The sequence below is a fragment of the Terrimonas alba genome, assembly GCF_042434975.1.
GTDB lineage: Bacteria > Bacteroidota > Bacteroidia > Chitinophagales > Chitinophagaceae > Terrimonas_B > Terrimonas_B alba.
In genome coordinates, this window is record NZ_JBHMQM010000002.1 from 46,960 (window position 1) to 63,308 (window position 16,349).

Consider the following 16,349-nt stretch of genomic DNA (forward strand, 5'->3'; position numbering starts at 1 on the left):
TGAATGGTTATTGAATAATACCGGCCTAGCCGGGATAATTACTATGCTGTTTAATCTTTCGAATTTGACGAAGGTGGCGATCGCAATGGCCAAAAATGATGATATATCGCTGATGAATGTCGGGGCTTCCAGGCTTAAGATTATAGCTTCTCAGGTCGTCATTTGTAGTTGTAAGATGACTAATCGCTTCATTTCTCAGTTTTAAAAACCATTCCAAATTGTTTTTCCCTTCATTGATGCCCATGGGAACTGTATAGGTAAACGGTTTGGTATAATCTGTCGAAATATGCGGTTTCTCTTCCATGATAAAAGTTACAAAAACGCTATCAGGCCTGGACGTTTTTGAAAGATCAGGTTTTGGACCATCAGCCAGGGCTCTGCTTATATCATGGCTAATTAGCATTTCCCACATTGAAATATGTTCAATCACCTGGTTGATAGACCACCTATCCGGCGTTTCTTTGAAATTCCATTGTTCCTTTGTAAGGCCCGCCGTTTCCTTTACAAGCTCAGCTTTACTGCGGATTAGATTTTCAAGAAGATATTGACGGTCGCTGTTGGTCCATTGTTTCACCTCCGGGTCAATTGTAAGAGCTTCGTCCTGTTTTTGTGAATAAGCGATTGAAAAGTTCAAGAGTAATAAAAAGAAAAATGCTTTCTTCATAGCAGTTTAATTTACTGCTAAGGTAGCATCAGCTATATGCGGAAACATTGTAAAACTGCGTCAACCCGTTGTAAAATTGCGACAGGCTTAGGTCAACTTCCGGGTGACAGGCTTCTCCACATAATTGGCCAGCTCAAGGTTTTCTTTTAAATATTGTTGTGGAGTTCTGCCGGTAAAGGCCTCAAAGTCTTTGATAAAATGAGCCTGGTCATAAAACTCACCTTCATAAAATATTTCCGGCCAGTTTACTTTTTTCTTACCTGCTACCAGGTTAAATATATAGCCAATGCGCCTGATCCGGGCATAGTATTTTGGACTTAATCCAACCTTTTGGAAAAATCGTCGCTCAAAAGTTCTTCGTGACATACAGCTGTCGGCAAGCAAATCGGTTACCTGTAACATCCCATTTCTTTCCACGATGATGTTGGCTGCTTTGTCGATATAATCGGGCTGTGGGTTCACCCGCCGGATATGATATAGCAGCAGCTCTTCCAGTAAGTTTGCTTTTTGAACAGCCGTGGTTGCTTCCCTGACTTTGCAGGCATAGTTTTTTATATAATCCTGCGGTAACACTGAGAAAAGGTCGATTCGTTCTTCTGTTAGCTCATATGCATTTAAGCCAAAAAGTGTGGCCAGGGCCGCGGGTTTGAAGACAATGCCGGTTATCCCGATTTTACCTTTTAGGGATAATTTGTAACTATACGTCGACAAACCACAAACGAACTGTGCGGGCACCGGTAAACGTTCATACTTTTTATTTTCCAGGAAATAAGAATCTCCGTAGTTGATAACAAGCGAGCAAAAACAATTGGGCGGTGATTCGACAATAAATTCTTTATCCAATAATTCAGCGGAATGCCAGTCGAAATAACATTCCACATATTGCGACAGTATTTCGTTTGGTTGAAATTTCTGATAAATCATCAGAGAAAACTTGGTTTTTAAAGTTCGCAAATAATAGGCAGGCTTCCAACAAAAAGCCCCGCCATTTTAAGACGGGGTTTAAAGTTTAATGTTGTTTAACCTAACCCTGGACCGAACTGATTTTTTAAACATTGCGTCAAGCTATTTGGTTTTTTGAAAAGACTCAGTTTCTTCCATTTCGCCGTCGACGAGCCGAATTGTCTTCCAATCATTTTTGCCTTCTAGTTTTACCAGGTATACCTTGTGAGTGCCTACGCTTAACTCATGAATGTAACAGATGTTGTGATCATAATAGCTGCTCTTCACCTGGTGACGGATATCACGGGCCAGTTTGTCTTCAAAATATGAGCGGATGTTTCCAAGCAACCTTCCTTTACTGTCATAATAAACTTTTGTTATCACTCCATCTTTTTCGAATTTGGCAAGGTAGCCGTCTTTCAATTCAAACCAACTGGCGTTTGCGGCATGCTTGTAAGTTTTGCTAAAATCCTTTACAGCCTTTGCATTGATGCTGATAAATGTAGTGCCCTCGGGCACGAGCAGGTTGCGGGATTTAGCTTTGGCATTATAGGCTAAATCCTTTGCTCCCGGATCAGGAGATATTGTATTGAGGTTGTCCTGGGCGCAGAGGGCACTGCATAGTACTATAAACGGGATGAACCCTGTTGTATAGCGAAAAAATAGTCTTTTCATTTTTTAAAGTTTAATGGTTAATGGTTCTTGATGAGGAAGAATGATTTCAAAAAGCCGGCGCCTGCCAGAGTGGGCCCTGGGCTGGGGAAAGAGTTGGTTGACAAATGGCAGGCAAACCGGCTCACTTTTTCGAAAAAATGTGTATTTGAAATATTTGTCGGATAAGAGGGTGATAAGGGAAACATGCAAAAGAGTTTTTTCTTAATCCCCGTTTTTCAGTATCTTATGAGTACAAAAAAGGTATATGCCTTTTCACCAACTAACATCCCGCTCTGATCAGGACATCATTAATAATTTATTGCAGGACGGTATTGACCGGAAAAAAGCAGAAGAGCAACTTTTTACACAATATGCTTACTTCATTGAACAAGCCATGCGCAAATATTCTTTCCGGGAAGACGAAGCCTTTACCATTTATGCTGATACCGTTATTGCAGCAATTGCCAGGATAAGTGACCATTCTTTTGAAGGCAGATCTTCCCTGAAAACCTGGCTCTTCCAGATTTTTCACCATAAATGTGTTGACCTTGTCCGCAAGAAGACGACTAATAAAAACAGTGTGCATCGTACCGGTGATCTTTCAGCAGTCTTGCTGCATATGGCTGATAATGCAAAGACGATAATCCAGGAGATGATGGATAAAACAGACGCTGACCTGTTAAAGCAAAAGTTGAAAGAGATAGGAGAGAACTGCCGTCAGCTTCTGCAGCATTGGGCCGACGGATTTAGTGACAAAGAAATTGCGACCATATTTGAATACAAAACAGCTGACGTAGTAAAAACGACCCGGTTGCGCTGCCTGGAAAAACTGCGCCAATTATATAGGACTAGTTAAAACAAAAATAACTTGAGCAATATAGAAATGATAGAGGCATACTGTAGTCACGAGCTTTCCGATGAAATGCAACGAGAGTTTGAACAAAGAATTATCGGCGATCCGCTGTTTGCAGACGAAGTCGCTTTTTATATGTCAACAAAGCAATTCGCAGCCTCGGCAATGATGGAGAAGAGGGCAGATTTAAGACGGGTTTTTGAGGAGTATAAAAAGGGAAAGCCCTTATCAAAACCACAGCCAGCTTTGATGCGAAGAATCCTGCCTTGGGTTGCTGCTGCAGCCGTCCTGGCCGCTATTGTGTGGGGCTTAACTATTTTCCGGCAGCCTTCGTCCTACAAAGAACTGGCCGATAAGTATGTAAAAGAAAATCTGTCGGTATTATCCGTGACGATGGGTAGTAAACAGGACAGTCTGCAGGCGGGTTTGGCCTTGTATAATGAAGGCAAATTGCAGGCAGCACAAAAACAATTTGAATCCCTGGTGACAAATGATACGGCTTCCGTTGAAGCAAAAAAATATGCTGGAATTGTTGCCCTCCAACTTGGGGAGTACGACAAAGCAATAAATCATTTCGTTCAATTAGAAAGCTATACTCACCTTTATTCCAACCCCGGAAAATTTTATCATGCCCTCACTCTCATGAAACGTAATCAGCCCGGTGATGCTGAAAGAGCCAAACACCTTTTAAATGACGTGGTACAAAATCGCCTGGAAGGAAACAAGGAAGCAGCGATATGGTTGAAGAAAATGTAAAGTGATAGGGAACGAATGAAAAGCTGTAAATTAGAAGCAGGAAATTGCCATTGAAATTTTTCTTCTAATCCCTCCCAGATATATTATTAATCCCGTCTTAACCTGAAGACAATCTTCATCCGTCGGTTTCTCTGGCTTGTGATCCGAATTGTGAGTACAGAGCACTTACCTTTTTCCAGCCCCGGAAAATTCTTTATCATTCTTTTTAATCTTACCGCTCAGTCATATAGTGAACCACAACCATTTGGAGCGATTTCGTTTGGCTACCCTTCAAAAACTTATGGATTAAATCTAAAGAAATAGGCAACCCGATTATATAAAAATAAAAACTAGTTTTTATGAAATGGAAAATTAGAAAAGGAAAATTTCCTCCACATTTACCGGATAACGAAAAATTTATGTTCGAAGAGCTTGATCTTAAATACAAGGATGGAGATCCTGAACTTAAAGATGAGCTTGAAAAGTTAGGATTAGTCGAATGGGTTACTTATCCGGGTATATATAATAACTTTAAGGAATTGCCATCACTTAGCGAGACAGGACGAAGAAAATATGAAATATTTTGTGGTGGATTTCTTTATTATCACGATGTAGAATTTAAAAAATATCCGCAAGGCACAGGGGGATGTCCTGAATGGAAGGAGTATCCTACAAAGGATTTTGAGCATAAGATTTATTTCGAATGGTTCTCTGAAGAAAAAGGTGGAAAAAAGGATAAAATAAGGATTTACATCAGTTTTACCCCTCCGGAATACAATGTTGATCCACCAAAGCCCCCTGCACCGCCACCACCAGAGTCATAGGTATTATGGTTAAAAAACTACTAATACTATTTGGTATTATTATTTTCAATTCGGCGTCCCTGCTGGCTCAATGTCCGGATAGGGACGCTTTATGGAGTCGATTGTCTAATTTAAGGCATTCAAAACTTGATCCTCAGCATCAACTCACCAATCTTTTGTCTTCACTGGATAGCTTAAAAAATTGTTCTTATAAGTTTGACTCCACCCATGCGTATTTACTTCGGAAGATCGCTGATGTATATATTAAACAGGGAGATTACTTAAAGGCGATAGAATTTCGCCGCCAGGCTGCCGGCATCGTTTCAAAAAATGTAGGTAAACCCTTTGTTAGAGCAGAGACATTGCCCGGTATTTATTATTATATATCGGTTGCTTATGATTCACTAGGCAACTTTGGTGAAAAAATGAAGGCACTGGATAGCTGTGCTACCATTGCAGCCAGGTTAAAATATGTTGACATATCTGTGTTGACAGCATTATACACTCAGGTAGAATACTACTTTGATATTGGTGATTATCATCGTTGCATTGATTATGCAGAGAAATGCCGTTTATTAGCTGGAGAATATTCGAAAAAAAATATCGGCTATGAAAAAAGTGTCGGGGAGAGTTACGGCTTAAGCAGTCTGGGCTGGCAGGTAAATGCACTTTTGAACCTAAATAAATACGAGCTGGCAGAAGGACTTTTGCAAAACAAAGTCGAAGAATATAGTAAGAGCGGACTAACAAATTATCTCGGATTAGTGTATGGACAGTTAGCAATGGTGGAAAAGCATAAGGGAAATTTTAAACAATCGTTATTCTATTATAACAAATCCCTTCTTTCTTACCAGCTCAACAAAGATTCGTTCAATTGTAAACAAACATTAAAAGACATTGGACACAACATTTACTTCACACATTTAAACGATGTGGGTACTGCACTAGATTATTATAAAAGAGCCTTGAGATATGCTACCACAGACAAAGCTTGGTATATGGAAGATGTGTTTGAATCAGCCGATATATTTACAAACATTGCAAAAGTCTATATTAAAAAAAGCTTGTATGACTCCGCATTTAAATATTTTCAGCATGCCTTTGACCAAATCAAACCAGGTCTCCATGAACGGAGTATCCTGAACAGTTCAGCAGAAGATTTTAGAGAAAATAAAAAGATCTATTATTTAAGTAACCTGGTAATTGAAAAGGGAAATGCATACTTGCATAAATTTAAGAGGGATAAATTGCCGGGAGACCTAAAAAATGCTGCGTTCATTTATAAAAACGCAGACTTGTTATTGGACAAAATCAAGGCAGTGCAATTCGATCTGCAATCCAAACTTTTCTGGCGCAGCGATTCACGCCGTCTTTATGAAAATGCCATTGAAGCCTGTTACTTGCAAGGTAATGCGACTGATGCGCTTTATTTCTTTGAAAAAAGCCGGGCCGTACTACTCAATGATCAACTCAATGAACAACAGTGGATGGGTGAAGGAGAGATTCTACAGCAAACTCAACTTAGGAAAAGTATACTAAATCTTGAACGAGGACTGGCCAACGAGAAAAGTCCGGGAGCGAAATATTCAGCATTTCAATCGCAAATTTTTTCAGCCAAGCAGGAGTTGGATAGGCTGGAGCAATCAATAAAAAACAAAAACCCGTTATATTACCAAAACTTCCTTGATACCGGGGTTATTTCACTGGCTTATACACAAAGGAACTTGTTGAACGATAACCAGGTACTGCTGGAACTATTTTCCGGTGATAGTGCAGTATACGTTTTACTGATAACTACCCGCCATACTTTTTTAAAAAGAATAGATAAGCAGGACTATGAGAATACCGTAGGCGAATACATTTCCTATATTTCCAATAGTAGTGTATTAAATCGTGATTTTGCTGGTTACATCAAGGTAGCTTCCCACCTGTATAGCCTGATCTTTAACGATAAGTTACCGCCAGGGCAACGCCTTATCATATCACCTGATGGGCAATACTTCCCATTTGAATCATTGGTTTCAACTAATGCTGTCCAATCGCCGGGATATTTAATAAGTGATCATGCTGTCAGCTATACCTATTCAGCGAGGTTTCTGATGAATGATTTTAAGGCTGCTTCGGGAAAGGGAAGGAATTTTATAGGTGTGGCACCGATTAACTATCCCGCTTCTTTTTCGCTGGCATCCTTACCGGGCAGTGACCAGTCGTTACAACGAATACGAAGTTATTTTGGATCCAGTGCAAAACAGGTTGCCGTCAACGCTTCACGAAATAATTTCTTGCGGCAATTCTCCGGGTATAAAATCATTCAGCTGTATACCCATGCCGCCGACAGTAGTGTTAACAATGAACCTGTGATTTATTTCGCTGACTCAGCCTTGTATCTATCAGAACTTATCCATGAATCTAAACCTGTGACAAGGCTTATCGTACTATCCGCTTGTGAAACAGGCAGGGGTAAGCTATATAACGGTGAAGGAGTGTTCAGCTTTAACCGGGGATTTGCTGCTTTGGGAATTCCCTCGGCCATCACAAATTTGTGGGCTGTGGACAATGAATCGACGTATGAACTTACGGAGTTGTTTTATAAGTGGCTGTCGAAAGATCTGCCGATTGATATAGCGCTGCAAAAGGCCAAGCTTGAATTTTTAAAAAATGCTTCCGGGGAAAAATCGTTGCCTTTTTACTGGGCAGCGCCGGTGCTGGTAGGAAAGAGTGATGCTATACATTTAGAAAAAACTCAACCCTGGAAATGGATAGCTCTATTAGCTGGGGTTGGGTGCATTGTTTTCTTTGTAGCACGCAAGTGGGCCATTTTCAAAAAAGCAGCATAAAGGATGAGAGGTAATAAGATTAGGGTTAACATGGTTTAATATTTTAGCACAGGAATGTCTAAAAAGCTTTGTCGTCTTTCATCAATAGGGGTAACGCTGATATCATAGTTTTTTCGTTTGTTGATTTGTATATAATAGCTTCCCAGGCTTATATTATTAAAATAATAAAAGCCGCTTTCATCAGTATAAGCAGAAGCGACCAACTGCCAGTTTTCGTTATTTGCTTGCTTGCGAAATAAATCAACGGAAATTTTAGGGAGCGGCACAGAGGAATGAGTTACCGGATCAGTTGTACGAACCAATCCTCTCAGGTTCACCCTTTGTTGTTGAGCCTGTATCATTACTGCTGCAAGTAATAAAGTGGACAATACGAATATTTTTTTCATCTGTTTATTTTTTTCAGTGATGAGTTTTTTAATTATTTTTTATTTGGACCGGAGGACCGGCTTTCACAAAATCTTTGCTTTCATCAACTTGATATTTATTACTGGCTTTTTTAAGATAGATGGTACCAAGCTTAATTGTTCTTTTAATATTGTTGATATTCGTTTCGATAGTATCCAAATCGATAATGGCAGGCATGAAGCCATCTTTTGTATAGTAAATGCAAGGACGTTTCGATAAGCAGTTGATTTTAGCTTCAATTTTTGCACTTGATTTCATAACTGAGTCCGGAGGATTAAAACTAACATTGGTCAGGCGAGTCATACTTTCCAATTGGTCGGTGTCAAGATCGAGCTCTTTGCCATTTTCGTCAGCAAATCGAATTTGTGCACTGATGGTCCAGTTTTTATTACTTGTATCCTCGATAAATACCAACGCTTTTTTGATAATAAATACTCCCAGCAAACAGGTTATGATATAAGCTCCGAAGGCACCAGTAGCATTTATCTTTAAACCTCCCAGGATGCCTTTGGCCCCTACGGAAGTATCCGGAAAGTGCTTATATATGATTACAGCTGGTATTACCGGTAAAAGCACATAGGCGCCGTAAAGAATAGACCAGTAGACAATTGAACTTTCCATACCACAAGTTTTTGTAATATTCAATCAGGCACGGAAAGGAACCAACAAGTCTCAGATGATTGCTTTTATGAATTAGTCGAAGTGTTTAAATGGAAGTAAACAATCTTTCCTGAGTTGAAATAAAAGAGCCATCCGCCTTAGGCGGATGGCTCTTCAGATCGTTATTGAGTTTTTATCCTAACTCGGGATACAGCGGAAACTGCTGCATAAATGTCTTTACCTCTTCTTTTGTAGCAGAGATCGTTTTTTCATCATCAGCATTCATCAATACCTTATCAATCATACTTACCACTGTTTCCATATCTTTTTCTTTCATACCGCGGGTGGTTATCGCCGGAACACCAACACGGATTCCCGAGGTAACAAAAGGAGACTTGTCATCAAAAGGCACGGCATTTTTGTTTAACGTGATATGGGCTTTGTCCAGGGTTTCCTGTGCTTTTTTACCCGTCAGGTTCTTGTTGCGCAGATCGATTAGCATCAGGTGGTTGTCTGTGCCGTTGCTGATCAAATCATAGCCACGACTTACAAGGGCTTTTGCCATTGCCTGTGCATTGGTAATAACCTGCTTTGCATAAGTGGCAAAGTCGTCGGAAAGAATTTCACCAAAAGCGACTGCTTTGGCAGCGATGACATGCTCCAACGGTCCACCCTGGGTGCCAGGGAAAACAGCGAGATCCAGCAATTGGCTCATCGTACGGGTGTTGCCTTTTGGATCTTTGATGCCCCAGGGATTTTCAAAATCATGGCGCAACATGATGATACCACCTCTTGGTCCCCGTAAAGTTTTATGTGTAGTGGAAGTTACAATATGGCAATGCTCGAATGGATCATTCAGTAATCCTTTTGCGATCAAGCCAGCCGGGTGGGCAATGTCAGCCATAATCACCGCGCCGATCTTATCGGCTACTTCACGAATACGTTTATAATCCCAGTCGCGGCTGTAAGCCGAAGCGCCGCAAATGATCATTTTAGGTTTTTCTTTTAATGCGGTGGCTTCAAGCTGGTCATAATCTACCAGGCCGGTTTCTTTTTTGACTCCGTAGAAAAGCGCCTGGAAGTTTTTGCCGCTGAAATTGGCCGGGCTACCGTGTGTTAAGTGGCCGCCCATGCTTAGGTCCAGGCCTAATACCTTTTCACCGGGCTTTACACAGGCCAGGAACACCGCTGCATTGGCCTGGGCTCCACTATGCGGTTGCACATTGGCCCAACTTGCGTTGAAGACTTTTTTCAGCCTTTCAATAGCCAGTGTTTCTATTTCATCAACCACTTCGCAACCTCCATAATATCTTTTTCCGGGATAGCCTTCTGCATATTTATTAGTAGGGACGGTTCCCATGGCTTGCATTACCTGCAGGGAAGTAAAATTTTCAGAAGCAATTAATTCAATGCCGTTGCGTTGGCGTTGCAATTCCTGGTTGATAAGATCAAATATCTGGGTATCTTTTTGCATATAAATTGTTTCAAAAGTTAATAGGTTTCATGGGTTCCAAAAGTTGCAGAGGTTACGAAGCCGGATCCCGTTGAAGGAACTTTGTAAACTTCTTAGACCTTTAATCCTTTGAACCTTGCTGAATAGCGATCCAGGCGCTGAAGAGTGCGACGCAACATAAGCCCATAGTAGTACAACAGCTGGTTACACAATTTCAGGTTGCAAAATTAAGTGTGTGACGTATTAAAAGGGGGAAGTATTGATAACTTTTTGATTGTCTCAAAAATCCTTACTTTCGTTGGCTTTACCGCCAAAACCTTACAAACGTAAGGCGGAACGGCGACGAGGCAGGTATTTATCAACTAATTAATGAAGGCAATTATACCAGTAGCAGGGGCAGGAACCAAGCTGCGTCCTCATAGTTATACACAACCAAAGGCTCTTATTCCGCTTGCAGGAAAGACCGTGCTAAGCATCATTATCGATCAAATGCGGGATGCCGGAATCCAGGAATTTGTATTTATTGTTGGCTATTTGGGTGATAAGATCAGGGATTATGTACAGGCAAAGTATCCTGATCTGCAAGCTCACTATGTTCAGCAAATCGACAGACAGGGGGTAGGGCATGCCATCAAAATCACGAAAGAAGTAGTGAACAATGATGAAGTGATGGTGGTGTTAGGGGACACTATTTGTGAATACGATGTGTTGGACGTCGTAAATAGCCCTTGCTCGATGTTGGGTGTACGAAAAGTAGATGATCCCCGTGAGTTTGGTGTGGCTGAAATAGCCGAAGATGGATTTATTCATCATGTAGTTGAAAAACCACAGATACCAAAGTCGAATATGGCATTGGTTGGTATTTATAAGATCAAAGAAAGCGATCAGCTTTTTAAATGCCTTGAGAGCAATTACCTGCAGGGCTTGCGGACTCATGGCGAGTACAGCCTGACCGATGCTTTGGACTGCATGCTCCAAATGGGAATAAAATTCAAGCCCTTTAAAGTCGAAAGTTGGTTTGACTGCGGTCGAAAGGAGACTCTCCTGGAGTCGAATGCGACACTGCTGAAAAAATTTGGCAAAAAGACAGAAGCACCACAGCATTTTGAAAACACGGTTATTATTCAGCCAGTGAGTATTGGGGAAGGTTGCGATATCAAAAATTCCATCATTGGTCCGAATGTCAGTATTGGCGAGAATACCAAAATAAATTATTCTATCGTCCGGAATTCCATCATCGGAGCTTATTCTAATCTTTTCGATATCGTCCTGGAGGCTTCTATCATTGGTAGCGATACCGGTCTGCGGGGAGAAACCAGGACATTAAACATCGGCGATAATACAAATATTGATTTAGGATAGACAGCGTTGCCGGTTACCAGGTGCTGGCTACCGGTAACCGGCAACAATATGCTTTATGACTAACGAATCCGGGCAAAAGACTCCTTTCAAAAATCGGGTTACAGAGTTGTTTCAGATCGACTATCCCGTTATACAGGCGGGTATGATCTGGGCCAGCGGCTGGAAACTGGCCAGTGCAGTGAGTAATGCAGGTGGTTTGGGAATGATAGGCAGCGGAAGTATGTATCCGGATGTCTTATTGGAACATATCAGGAAATGCAAGGGCGCAACGGATAGGCCATTTGGAGTAAATGTTCCTTTGCTTTACCCGGATATCGATAAGCATATTGGTATCATAATACAGGAGAAAGTTAAAATCGTTTTTACCTCTGCCGGCAACCCTAAGACATGGACCGCGGTATTGAAGGAAAAAGGAATTACAGTGGTTCATGTGGTTAGTAGCAGCAAGTTTGCCTTAAAAGCAGAGGATGCAGGTTGTGATGCTGTTGTTGCCGAAGGTTTTGAAGCAGGTGGTCACAACGGACGGGAAGAGACCACCACTATGGTGCTGACACCCGCTGTTGCCGACGCCGTAAAGATTCCCGTAATAGCAGCAGGAGGAATAGCGACGGGCAGGCAAATGCTGGCGGCAATGATACTGGGGGCAGGGGGTGTGCAGATGGGAACCCGTTTTGTAGCCAGCGAAGAAGCCTCTTCCCATAGTTCTTTTAAAAATGCTGTCATCAATTCCAGTGAGGGAGATACGGCTCTTACCATGAAGCAGTTGACCCCTGTTCGCCTTATCCGGAATAAGTTTTACCAGCAGGTACAGGCGGCTGAGCAGCGGGGAGCCAGTATTGAAGAACTAAAAGAACTGCTGGGCAGGGGAAGGGCCAAGAAGGGAATGTTTGAAGGTAATTTGGACGAAGGAGAGTTAGAAATAGGACAGGTGAGCTCTTTGCTGGATCGTATTTTACCGGCTGCTGATATCGTAAAAAAAGTTTGGCTGGAATTTATGGAAGGTTTAAAAAATCCCATCTTATTACTTTAATTTTATAAAGTTGTTTCAGATCAATTCCTGTTACCATTAATAAAGGTCGTATGAAACCAAAATTTTTAATGCTTGCTTTGGGGCTTTTGGGATTCACCTTTGCTAAGGCAAATGCAGACCCCGACCCTAACTCTTCTACATGTACTAAAGGTGGAAAGAAAAATGATCTGGCGGGAGTTATCATTCATGGACAAAGCAAAAAGCCTATCAAAGACGTAGTTGTAACGGCTTACCTTGTTTCAAAAAAAGAGAAAGCTGTATCAACCGATGAAACGGGCAATTATGGTTTTGAAGAGCTAAAGCCAGGCACCTATAAGTTTGTTTTTGAAAAATCAGGTTATAAAAGAGTCACTAAAGAAAAAGTGGTGGTAAAAACCGATGAAGCTTTTCAGTTAAATATCGAAATGATCGAGAATAAAGACTTTGATCTTGTTCCTTCGCCATTACTCTTTGCTGATTTTTAAATTGCTCTTTGCCAGATAAAGTATTTAGCCGGTCGATGACCGGCTTTTTTGTGCCCAAATTCACTTAAGATTTTTTTTTTGCCCGGTTTAGCGCAAGGATTGCGGATTTGACGCAAGGCCGTTGTAAACAATTTGGGTAAATAATCTTCACTACTTTAATATAAAAAAGTAACCCCGGAAATCCGGGGCTACTTTTCATGGATGTTATGATAAGCATTTTAATCTTTAATCCATGTTTATATTGAAGTCATCCTTGTTTTTTTCAATATTGAATTTTGGATGTTTTTTCAGGAAGCTGCGGTATTTTTCATAAGTACTGGCCGGGGCTTCTTTACCGTTGATCATTAGCCGGCCGTCTTCATGTTTAAGAGAATACCCTTCTTTTTTGTTGATCATTCCATCACTATCCAATCCGTCAACAAAAGATTTATACTCTTTCATTTCAGCTTTTGCTTTTTCAATTTCCACTTTTGCTTTTTTCAATTCCTTTTCTATTTCAGGCCCAATTTTCTCCATTTCTTTTTTAGCCTTTTCCATTTCAGCGTTCATTTTTGAGAAATCAATTTTTTTGACTTCATCCAACTCTGCTTTCATTTTATCCCAATCTATTTTAGCCATAGACTCTTTCACTTCCTTTTCGATTTTAGCAAAATCAACTTCTTTCATTGCCTTGTCTACCTGGGCTTTTATCTTTTCAACATCAACTTCCTTCATGGACCGCTCGATTTCGAGCTGCATTTTTTTAGCATCTAATTGCTTCAAGGACTCCTGCACCTGCAACATTGCCTTGTCCAGGTGTTCTTTGAGGTCAATTCCTTCCAATTCAGCAATGGCTTCATCGAGGTCTCTTATTTTCTTATCTCTTTTTTGAGGGATGGTGTCGTGGTTAGTTTGTTTCTGATAAAAACCTTCCTGCTGTTGTTTACGGTCCCATGATATGAGAGTGAGGGTTGTTGCAATAATGACTACTGCTGCTAAAAGGCGCAACATTTTAATTGATCCTGGTTTCATTGGTTTAATTTTTTATTGGTAATAATAGTTTAACGAAAAGCTTCGTACCAAATATACGACTGATTTCGTATTTAGTTACACCACTTGTCAACTAAACAGAATTTTAACAAAAAAGACCTCAGCTCAGCCAAGGTCTTTTACATACATTTTTGGGAAGGTCAGTTAGCTTTTTTTAAATGCCCATTTAATCATCTCCTTCCAACTGGGTTTTTTCCCATACATCAATATACCGGTTCTGTAGATCTTTCCGCTGAGCCATACGGAAAATATAAAACCGGCAATAAGTAACGTCATGGAAAGGGCTAGCTGCCACCAGGGAACAGTTCCGGGAACGCCAAATGGAATTCTGGCCATCATAATAATGGGAGAACTAAAAGGAATGATGCTTCCCCAAATGGCAACGGGCCCGGTCGGGTCATTGATGGCTACTGACATCATAGCAATGGAAAAGATGACCAGCAAGGTAATAGGAAAACTTAGTGACTGTGCTTCACGCATATCTTCATTAACCGCACTTCCTATGGCTGCATATAAAGACGAATAGAAGAAGAAGCCGCCGAGAAAATAGAAAACGAATCCGAATAGGATCATGGGAACATTTATACTTCCAAATGCCTTTTGAATGCCGCCTACTACCATGCTCATGGATGACATGCTGCTGCCTGATGCCGATGTAATATTATAAATGATGAAAATAAAAGCAACCCAAAGAAAAAACTGTGTCAGTGCTACGAGACCAATACCAATTATTTTACCCAGCATTAGCTGAAACGGTCTTACCGAAGAAACAATAACCTCTGCGATGCGGTTTGTCTTTTCTTCCATTACACCCATCATTACTTGTGATCCATATACCAGTAAAATAAAGTAGATTAGGAAACCTGCCACATAACCAATTGTACTGGCAACCGACGAATTGGCTTTTTCATCATTCACATTTACCGATCTGACGCTGACCGTACTGTTTTTAATGATCGCTTTTTTTTCCTCATCTATCCCCAGCTTTTCATTTTTGATTTCGTTCCAGATATTGTTTAGTTTGTTTTCAACCCTGCCTGATGCGTCCTCACCCATTGTTCTGCTCGTGTGCAGTAACAGGTCTTTTATACCTGATTCCCAATTTTGTTGCTGCGGAATTACAACATAGCCATCATAACCCCACTCAGAAAAATTCTTTTTCAGGCTATCTACCATGGTTGTCAAAACGGTTAAAGTAGAGGAGCTGTCTTTTTGGTTTTCCCGTTCAATTCTTCCTTTATCAAAGTATCCAGAAGAGTCGACAACCGCTACTTTTAATCTTGACTTTGATTTTACTCCCAGGTAGCCCATTCCAAAGATCAATCCGAGGTATAAGACCGGAAATAAAATGGTACTGATAATGAATGTTTTTTTGCGTACCCTTGTCAGGTATTCCCGCTGTATGATGAGTAGTGTCTTGTTCATAGTGTGTAGTTAGTTTGTAAGATCTCTTTCGCTCAATCTTATGGGTTATGCCGATTTCTTACGCCATTATGTTTTGAAACTGGCGTGCAGTAGGTGTTCCTTCCACCAGTCGTATAAATATTTCATTCAGCGAAGGAAGAATTTCATTAAAGGATTCAATATTCAATCCTTTATGAATGAAATATTGTAAAACATCATTATTAGTATAACCCGGGTCAAGCTTCATGACCAATTCGTGATCGCCTTTTTCTTTTACTTCAAAAAGATGAATGGCCAAATGCTCCGCTAACACCTTATTCGTAAAGCTCACTTTAAAAAGGTTCTCTTTAAAGTCGTGTTTTATTTTCTTTACTGTACCGTCTAATATTTTTTCTCCTTTATTTATCAATACGATATGATCACATATTTCTTCAACCTGTTCCATGCGGTGTGTGCTGAAAATAATGGTAGCTCCTTTTTGAGCCAGGTTATAGATCTCATCCTTTATTAAATTAGCATTGACAGGGTCAAGGCCGCTAAAAGGTTCATCAAGAATAATCAATTTCGGCTCATGCAAAACAGTAGTAACGAACTGTAATTTTTGACTCATTCCTTTTGAAAGATCCTCTACCTTTTTGTTCCACCATGTTTCCATATCCAGTTTGGTAAACCAGTTCTTGATTTTGGATTGGGCTTCACTTTTGCTAAGCCCTTTGAGTTGGGCGAGGTACATGGCTTGTTCTCCAATCTTCATTTTTTTGTATAAGCCACGTTCTTCAGGCATGTAGCCAATATGGGCAATGTCATTAATGGGATCAAATTTTTTGCCGTCGAAGGTAATCTCGCCTTCGTCAGGGTAAAAAATGCCTGTTATCATGCGAATCAGGGTTGTCTTTCCGGCACCGTTAGGGCCCAGCAGGCCGAATATTTGTCCTCTTTCGATGGTAAAGCTGATATCATCAACAGCTTTTTGCGTGGCAAAATATTTTCGTAGGCGGTTTAATTCCAGTATTGGCATGACGTTAAAATTGTCTGGCAAAAATAACCGTTACTCTATATAAGCGATAAAATTTCGATAAAAGGCATCCCTGAGCTCTTAAACTATCTAAACCAG

Annotated in this window: 16 protein-coding genes; 7 read left to right on the forward strand and 9 right to left on the reverse strand. The window is 40.6% G+C overall.

Going from position 1 to position 16,349, the window contains the following annotated elements:
* Positions 1–25: 25 nt before the first annotated feature.
* From ACFEL9_RS04945 to ACFEL9_RS04955, 3 genes are all read right to left on the reverse strand, one after another.
* Positions 26–664 carry a DinB family protein gene (locus tag ACFEL9_RS04945; RefSeq protein WP_385886664.1) on the reverse strand — a complete coding sequence of 213 codons (639 nt, stop codon included), beginning with the start codon at positions 662–664 and terminating at the stop codon, positions 26–28.
* A gap of 87 nt (positions 665–751) precedes the next feature.
* Entirely contained in the window at positions 752–1,588 is an 837-nt protein-coding gene (locus ACFEL9_RS04950; RefSeq protein ID WP_385886666.1) for a DUF6597 domain-containing transcriptional factor, read from the reverse strand.
* Positions 1,589–1,729: 141 nt separating this feature from the next.
* Complete coding sequence (locus ACFEL9_RS04955) at positions 1,730–2,281, reverse strand: hypothetical protein (RefSeq protein WP_385886668.1); 552 nt, start codon at positions 2,279–2,281, stop codon at positions 1,730–1,732.
* Between the two features lie 244 nt (positions 2,282–2,525).
* Between ACFEL9_RS04955 and ACFEL9_RS04960 the strand changes: the two genes are divergently transcribed.
* The 4 genes from ACFEL9_RS04960 (at position 2,526) to ACFEL9_RS04975 (ending at position 7,488) form a co-directional block, all read left to right on the forward strand.
* Entirely contained in the window at positions 2,526–3,116 is a 591-nt protein-coding gene (locus tag ACFEL9_RS04960) for an RNA polymerase sigma factor (RefSeq protein WP_385886670.1), read from the forward strand.
* 12 nt (positions 3,117–3,128) lie between these two features.
* A complete protein-coding gene (locus tag ACFEL9_RS04965) occupies positions 3,129–3,869 on the forward strand; it encodes a tetratricopeptide repeat protein (RefSeq protein ID WP_385886672.1) in 741 nt (246 codons plus the stop codon).
* Between the two features lie 338 nt (positions 3,870–4,207).
* Entirely contained in the window at positions 4,208–4,672 is a 465-nt protein-coding gene (locus tag ACFEL9_RS04970; RefSeq protein ID WP_385886673.1) for a hypothetical protein, read from the forward strand.
* 5 nt (positions 4,673–4,677) lie between these two features.
* Positions 4,678–7,488: a CHAT domain-containing protein gene (locus tag ACFEL9_RS04975; protein ID WP_385886675.1), complete on the forward strand. Its 2,811-nt coding sequence runs from the start codon at positions 4,678–4,680 to the stop codon at positions 7,486–7,488.
* Between the two features lie 35 nt (positions 7,489–7,523).
* Here ACFEL9_RS04975 and ACFEL9_RS04980 read toward each other — a convergent pair whose 3' ends face one another.
* The 3 genes from ACFEL9_RS04980 to glyA all read right to left on the reverse strand — a co-directional run bounded on the left by ACFEL9_RS04980 (position 7,524) and on the right by glyA (position 9,967).
* Entirely contained in the window at positions 7,524–7,874 is a 351-nt protein-coding gene (locus ACFEL9_RS04980) for a carboxypeptidase-like regulatory domain-containing protein (RefSeq protein ID WP_385886677.1), read from the reverse strand.
* 28 nt (positions 7,875–7,902) lie between these two features.
* The gene (locus ACFEL9_RS04985) at positions 7,903–8,514 is read right to left on the reverse strand and encodes a hypothetical protein (RefSeq protein ID WP_385886679.1); all 612 of its coding nucleotides are present in this window, start codon (positions 8,512–8,514) and stop codon (positions 7,903–7,905) included.
* Positions 8,515–8,686: 172 nt separating this feature from the next.
* Positions 8,687–9,967, reverse strand: coding sequence for a serine hydroxymethyltransferase (glyA, locus tag ACFEL9_RS04990; RefSeq protein WP_385886680.1), 1,281 nt, complete (start codon positions 9,965–9,967; stop codon positions 8,687–8,689).
* Between the two features lie 348 nt (positions 9,968–10,315).
* Here glyA and ACFEL9_RS04995 point away from each other — a divergent pair, with 348 nt between their 5' ends.
* From ACFEL9_RS04995 to ACFEL9_RS05005, 3 genes are read left to right on the forward strand one after another with little or no spacing between them, the layout of a single operon-like run.
* Entirely contained in the window at positions 10,316–11,308 is a 993-nt protein-coding gene (locus ACFEL9_RS04995; protein ID WP_385886682.1) for a sugar phosphate nucleotidyltransferase, read from the forward strand.
* 55 nt (positions 11,309–11,363) lie between these two features.
* Complete coding sequence (locus tag ACFEL9_RS05000) at positions 11,364–12,338, forward strand: NAD(P)H-dependent flavin oxidoreductase (protein ID WP_385886684.1); 975 nt, start codon at positions 11,364–11,366, stop codon at positions 12,336–12,338.
* 50 nt (positions 12,339–12,388) lie between these two features.
* Entirely contained in the window at positions 12,389–12,802 is a 414-nt protein-coding gene (locus ACFEL9_RS05005; RefSeq protein WP_385886686.1) for a carboxypeptidase-like regulatory domain-containing protein, read from the forward strand.
* Between the two features lie 225 nt (positions 12,803–13,027).
* Here the strand turns inward: ACFEL9_RS05005 and ACFEL9_RS05010 are convergent, their stop codons facing one another.
* From ACFEL9_RS05010 to ACFEL9_RS05020, 3 genes are all read right to left on the reverse strand, one after another.
* Positions 13,028–13,813, reverse strand: a complete 786-nt coding sequence (locus ACFEL9_RS05010; protein ID WP_385886688.1) for a hypothetical protein — start codon at positions 13,811–13,813, stop codon at positions 13,028–13,030.
* A 162-nt stretch (positions 13,814–13,975) separates the two neighbouring features.
* On the reverse strand, positions 13,976–15,256 hold the full coding sequence (locus tag ACFEL9_RS05015) for an ABC transporter permease (protein ID WP_385886690.1): 1,281 nt from the start codon (positions 15,254–15,256) through the stop codon (positions 13,976–13,978).
* A gap of 58 nt (positions 15,257–15,314) precedes the next feature.
* Positions 15,315–16,253, reverse strand: coding sequence for an ABC transporter ATP-binding protein (locus ACFEL9_RS05020; protein WP_385886692.1), 939 nt, complete (start codon positions 16,251–16,253; stop codon positions 15,315–15,317).
* Positions 16,254–16,349 lie beyond the last annotated feature (96 nt).

Bases quoted from the DNA above. Each gene is read 5' to 3' on its own strand.
- ACFEL9_RS04945 (WP_385886664.1), bottom strand. From the start codon at position 664: ATGAAGAAAGCATTTTTCTTTTTATTACTCTTGAACTTTTCAATCGCT.
- ACFEL9_RS04950 (WP_385886666.1), bottom strand. From the start codon at position 1,588: ATGATTTATCAGAAATTTCAACCAAACGAAATACTGTCGCAATATGTG.
- ACFEL9_RS04955 (WP_385886668.1), bottom strand. From the start codon at position 2,281: ATGAAAAGACTATTTTTTCGCTATACAACAGGGTTCATCCCGTTTATA.
- ACFEL9_RS04960 (WP_385886670.1), top strand. From the start codon at position 2,526: ATGCCTTTTCACCAACTAACATCCCGCTCTGATCAGGACATCATTAAT.
- ACFEL9_RS04970 (WP_385886673.1), top strand. From the start codon at position 4,208: ATGAAATGGAAAATTAGAAAAGGAAAATTTCCTCCACATTTACCGGAT.
- ACFEL9_RS04975 (WP_385886675.1), top strand. From the start codon at position 4,678: ATGGTTAAAAAACTACTAATACTATTTGGTATTATTATTTTCAATTCG.
- ACFEL9_RS04980 (WP_385886677.1), bottom strand. From the start codon at position 7,874: ATGAAAAAAATATTCGTATTGTCCACTTTATTACTTGCAGCAGTAATG.
- ACFEL9_RS04985 (WP_385886679.1), bottom strand. From the start codon at position 8,514: ATGGAAAGTTCAATTGTCTACTGGTCTATTCTTTACGGCGCCTATGTG.
- glyA (WP_385886680.1), bottom strand. From the start codon at position 9,967: ATGCAAAAAGATACCCAGATATTTGATCTTATCAACCAGGAATTGCAA.
- ACFEL9_RS04995 (WP_385886682.1), top strand. From the start codon at position 10,316: ATGAAGGCAATTATACCAGTAGCAGGGGCAGGAACCAAGCTGCGTCCT.
- ACFEL9_RS05000 (WP_385886684.1), top strand. From the start codon at position 11,364: ATGACTAACGAATCCGGGCAAAAGACTCCTTTCAAAAATCGGGTTACA.
- ACFEL9_RS05005 (WP_385886686.1), top strand. From the start codon at position 12,389: ATGAAACCAAAATTTTTAATGCTTGCTTTGGGGCTTTTGGGATTCACC.
- ACFEL9_RS05010 (WP_385886688.1), bottom strand. From the start codon at position 13,813: ATGAAACCAGGATCAATTAAAATGTTGCGCCTTTTAGCAGCAGTAGTC.
- ACFEL9_RS05015 (WP_385886690.1), bottom strand. From the start codon at position 15,256: ATGAACAAGACACTACTCATCATACAGCGGGAATACCTGACAAGGGTA.
- ACFEL9_RS05020 (WP_385886692.1), bottom strand. From the start codon at position 16,253: ATGCCAATACTGGAATTAAACCGCCTACGAAAATATTTTGCCACGCAA.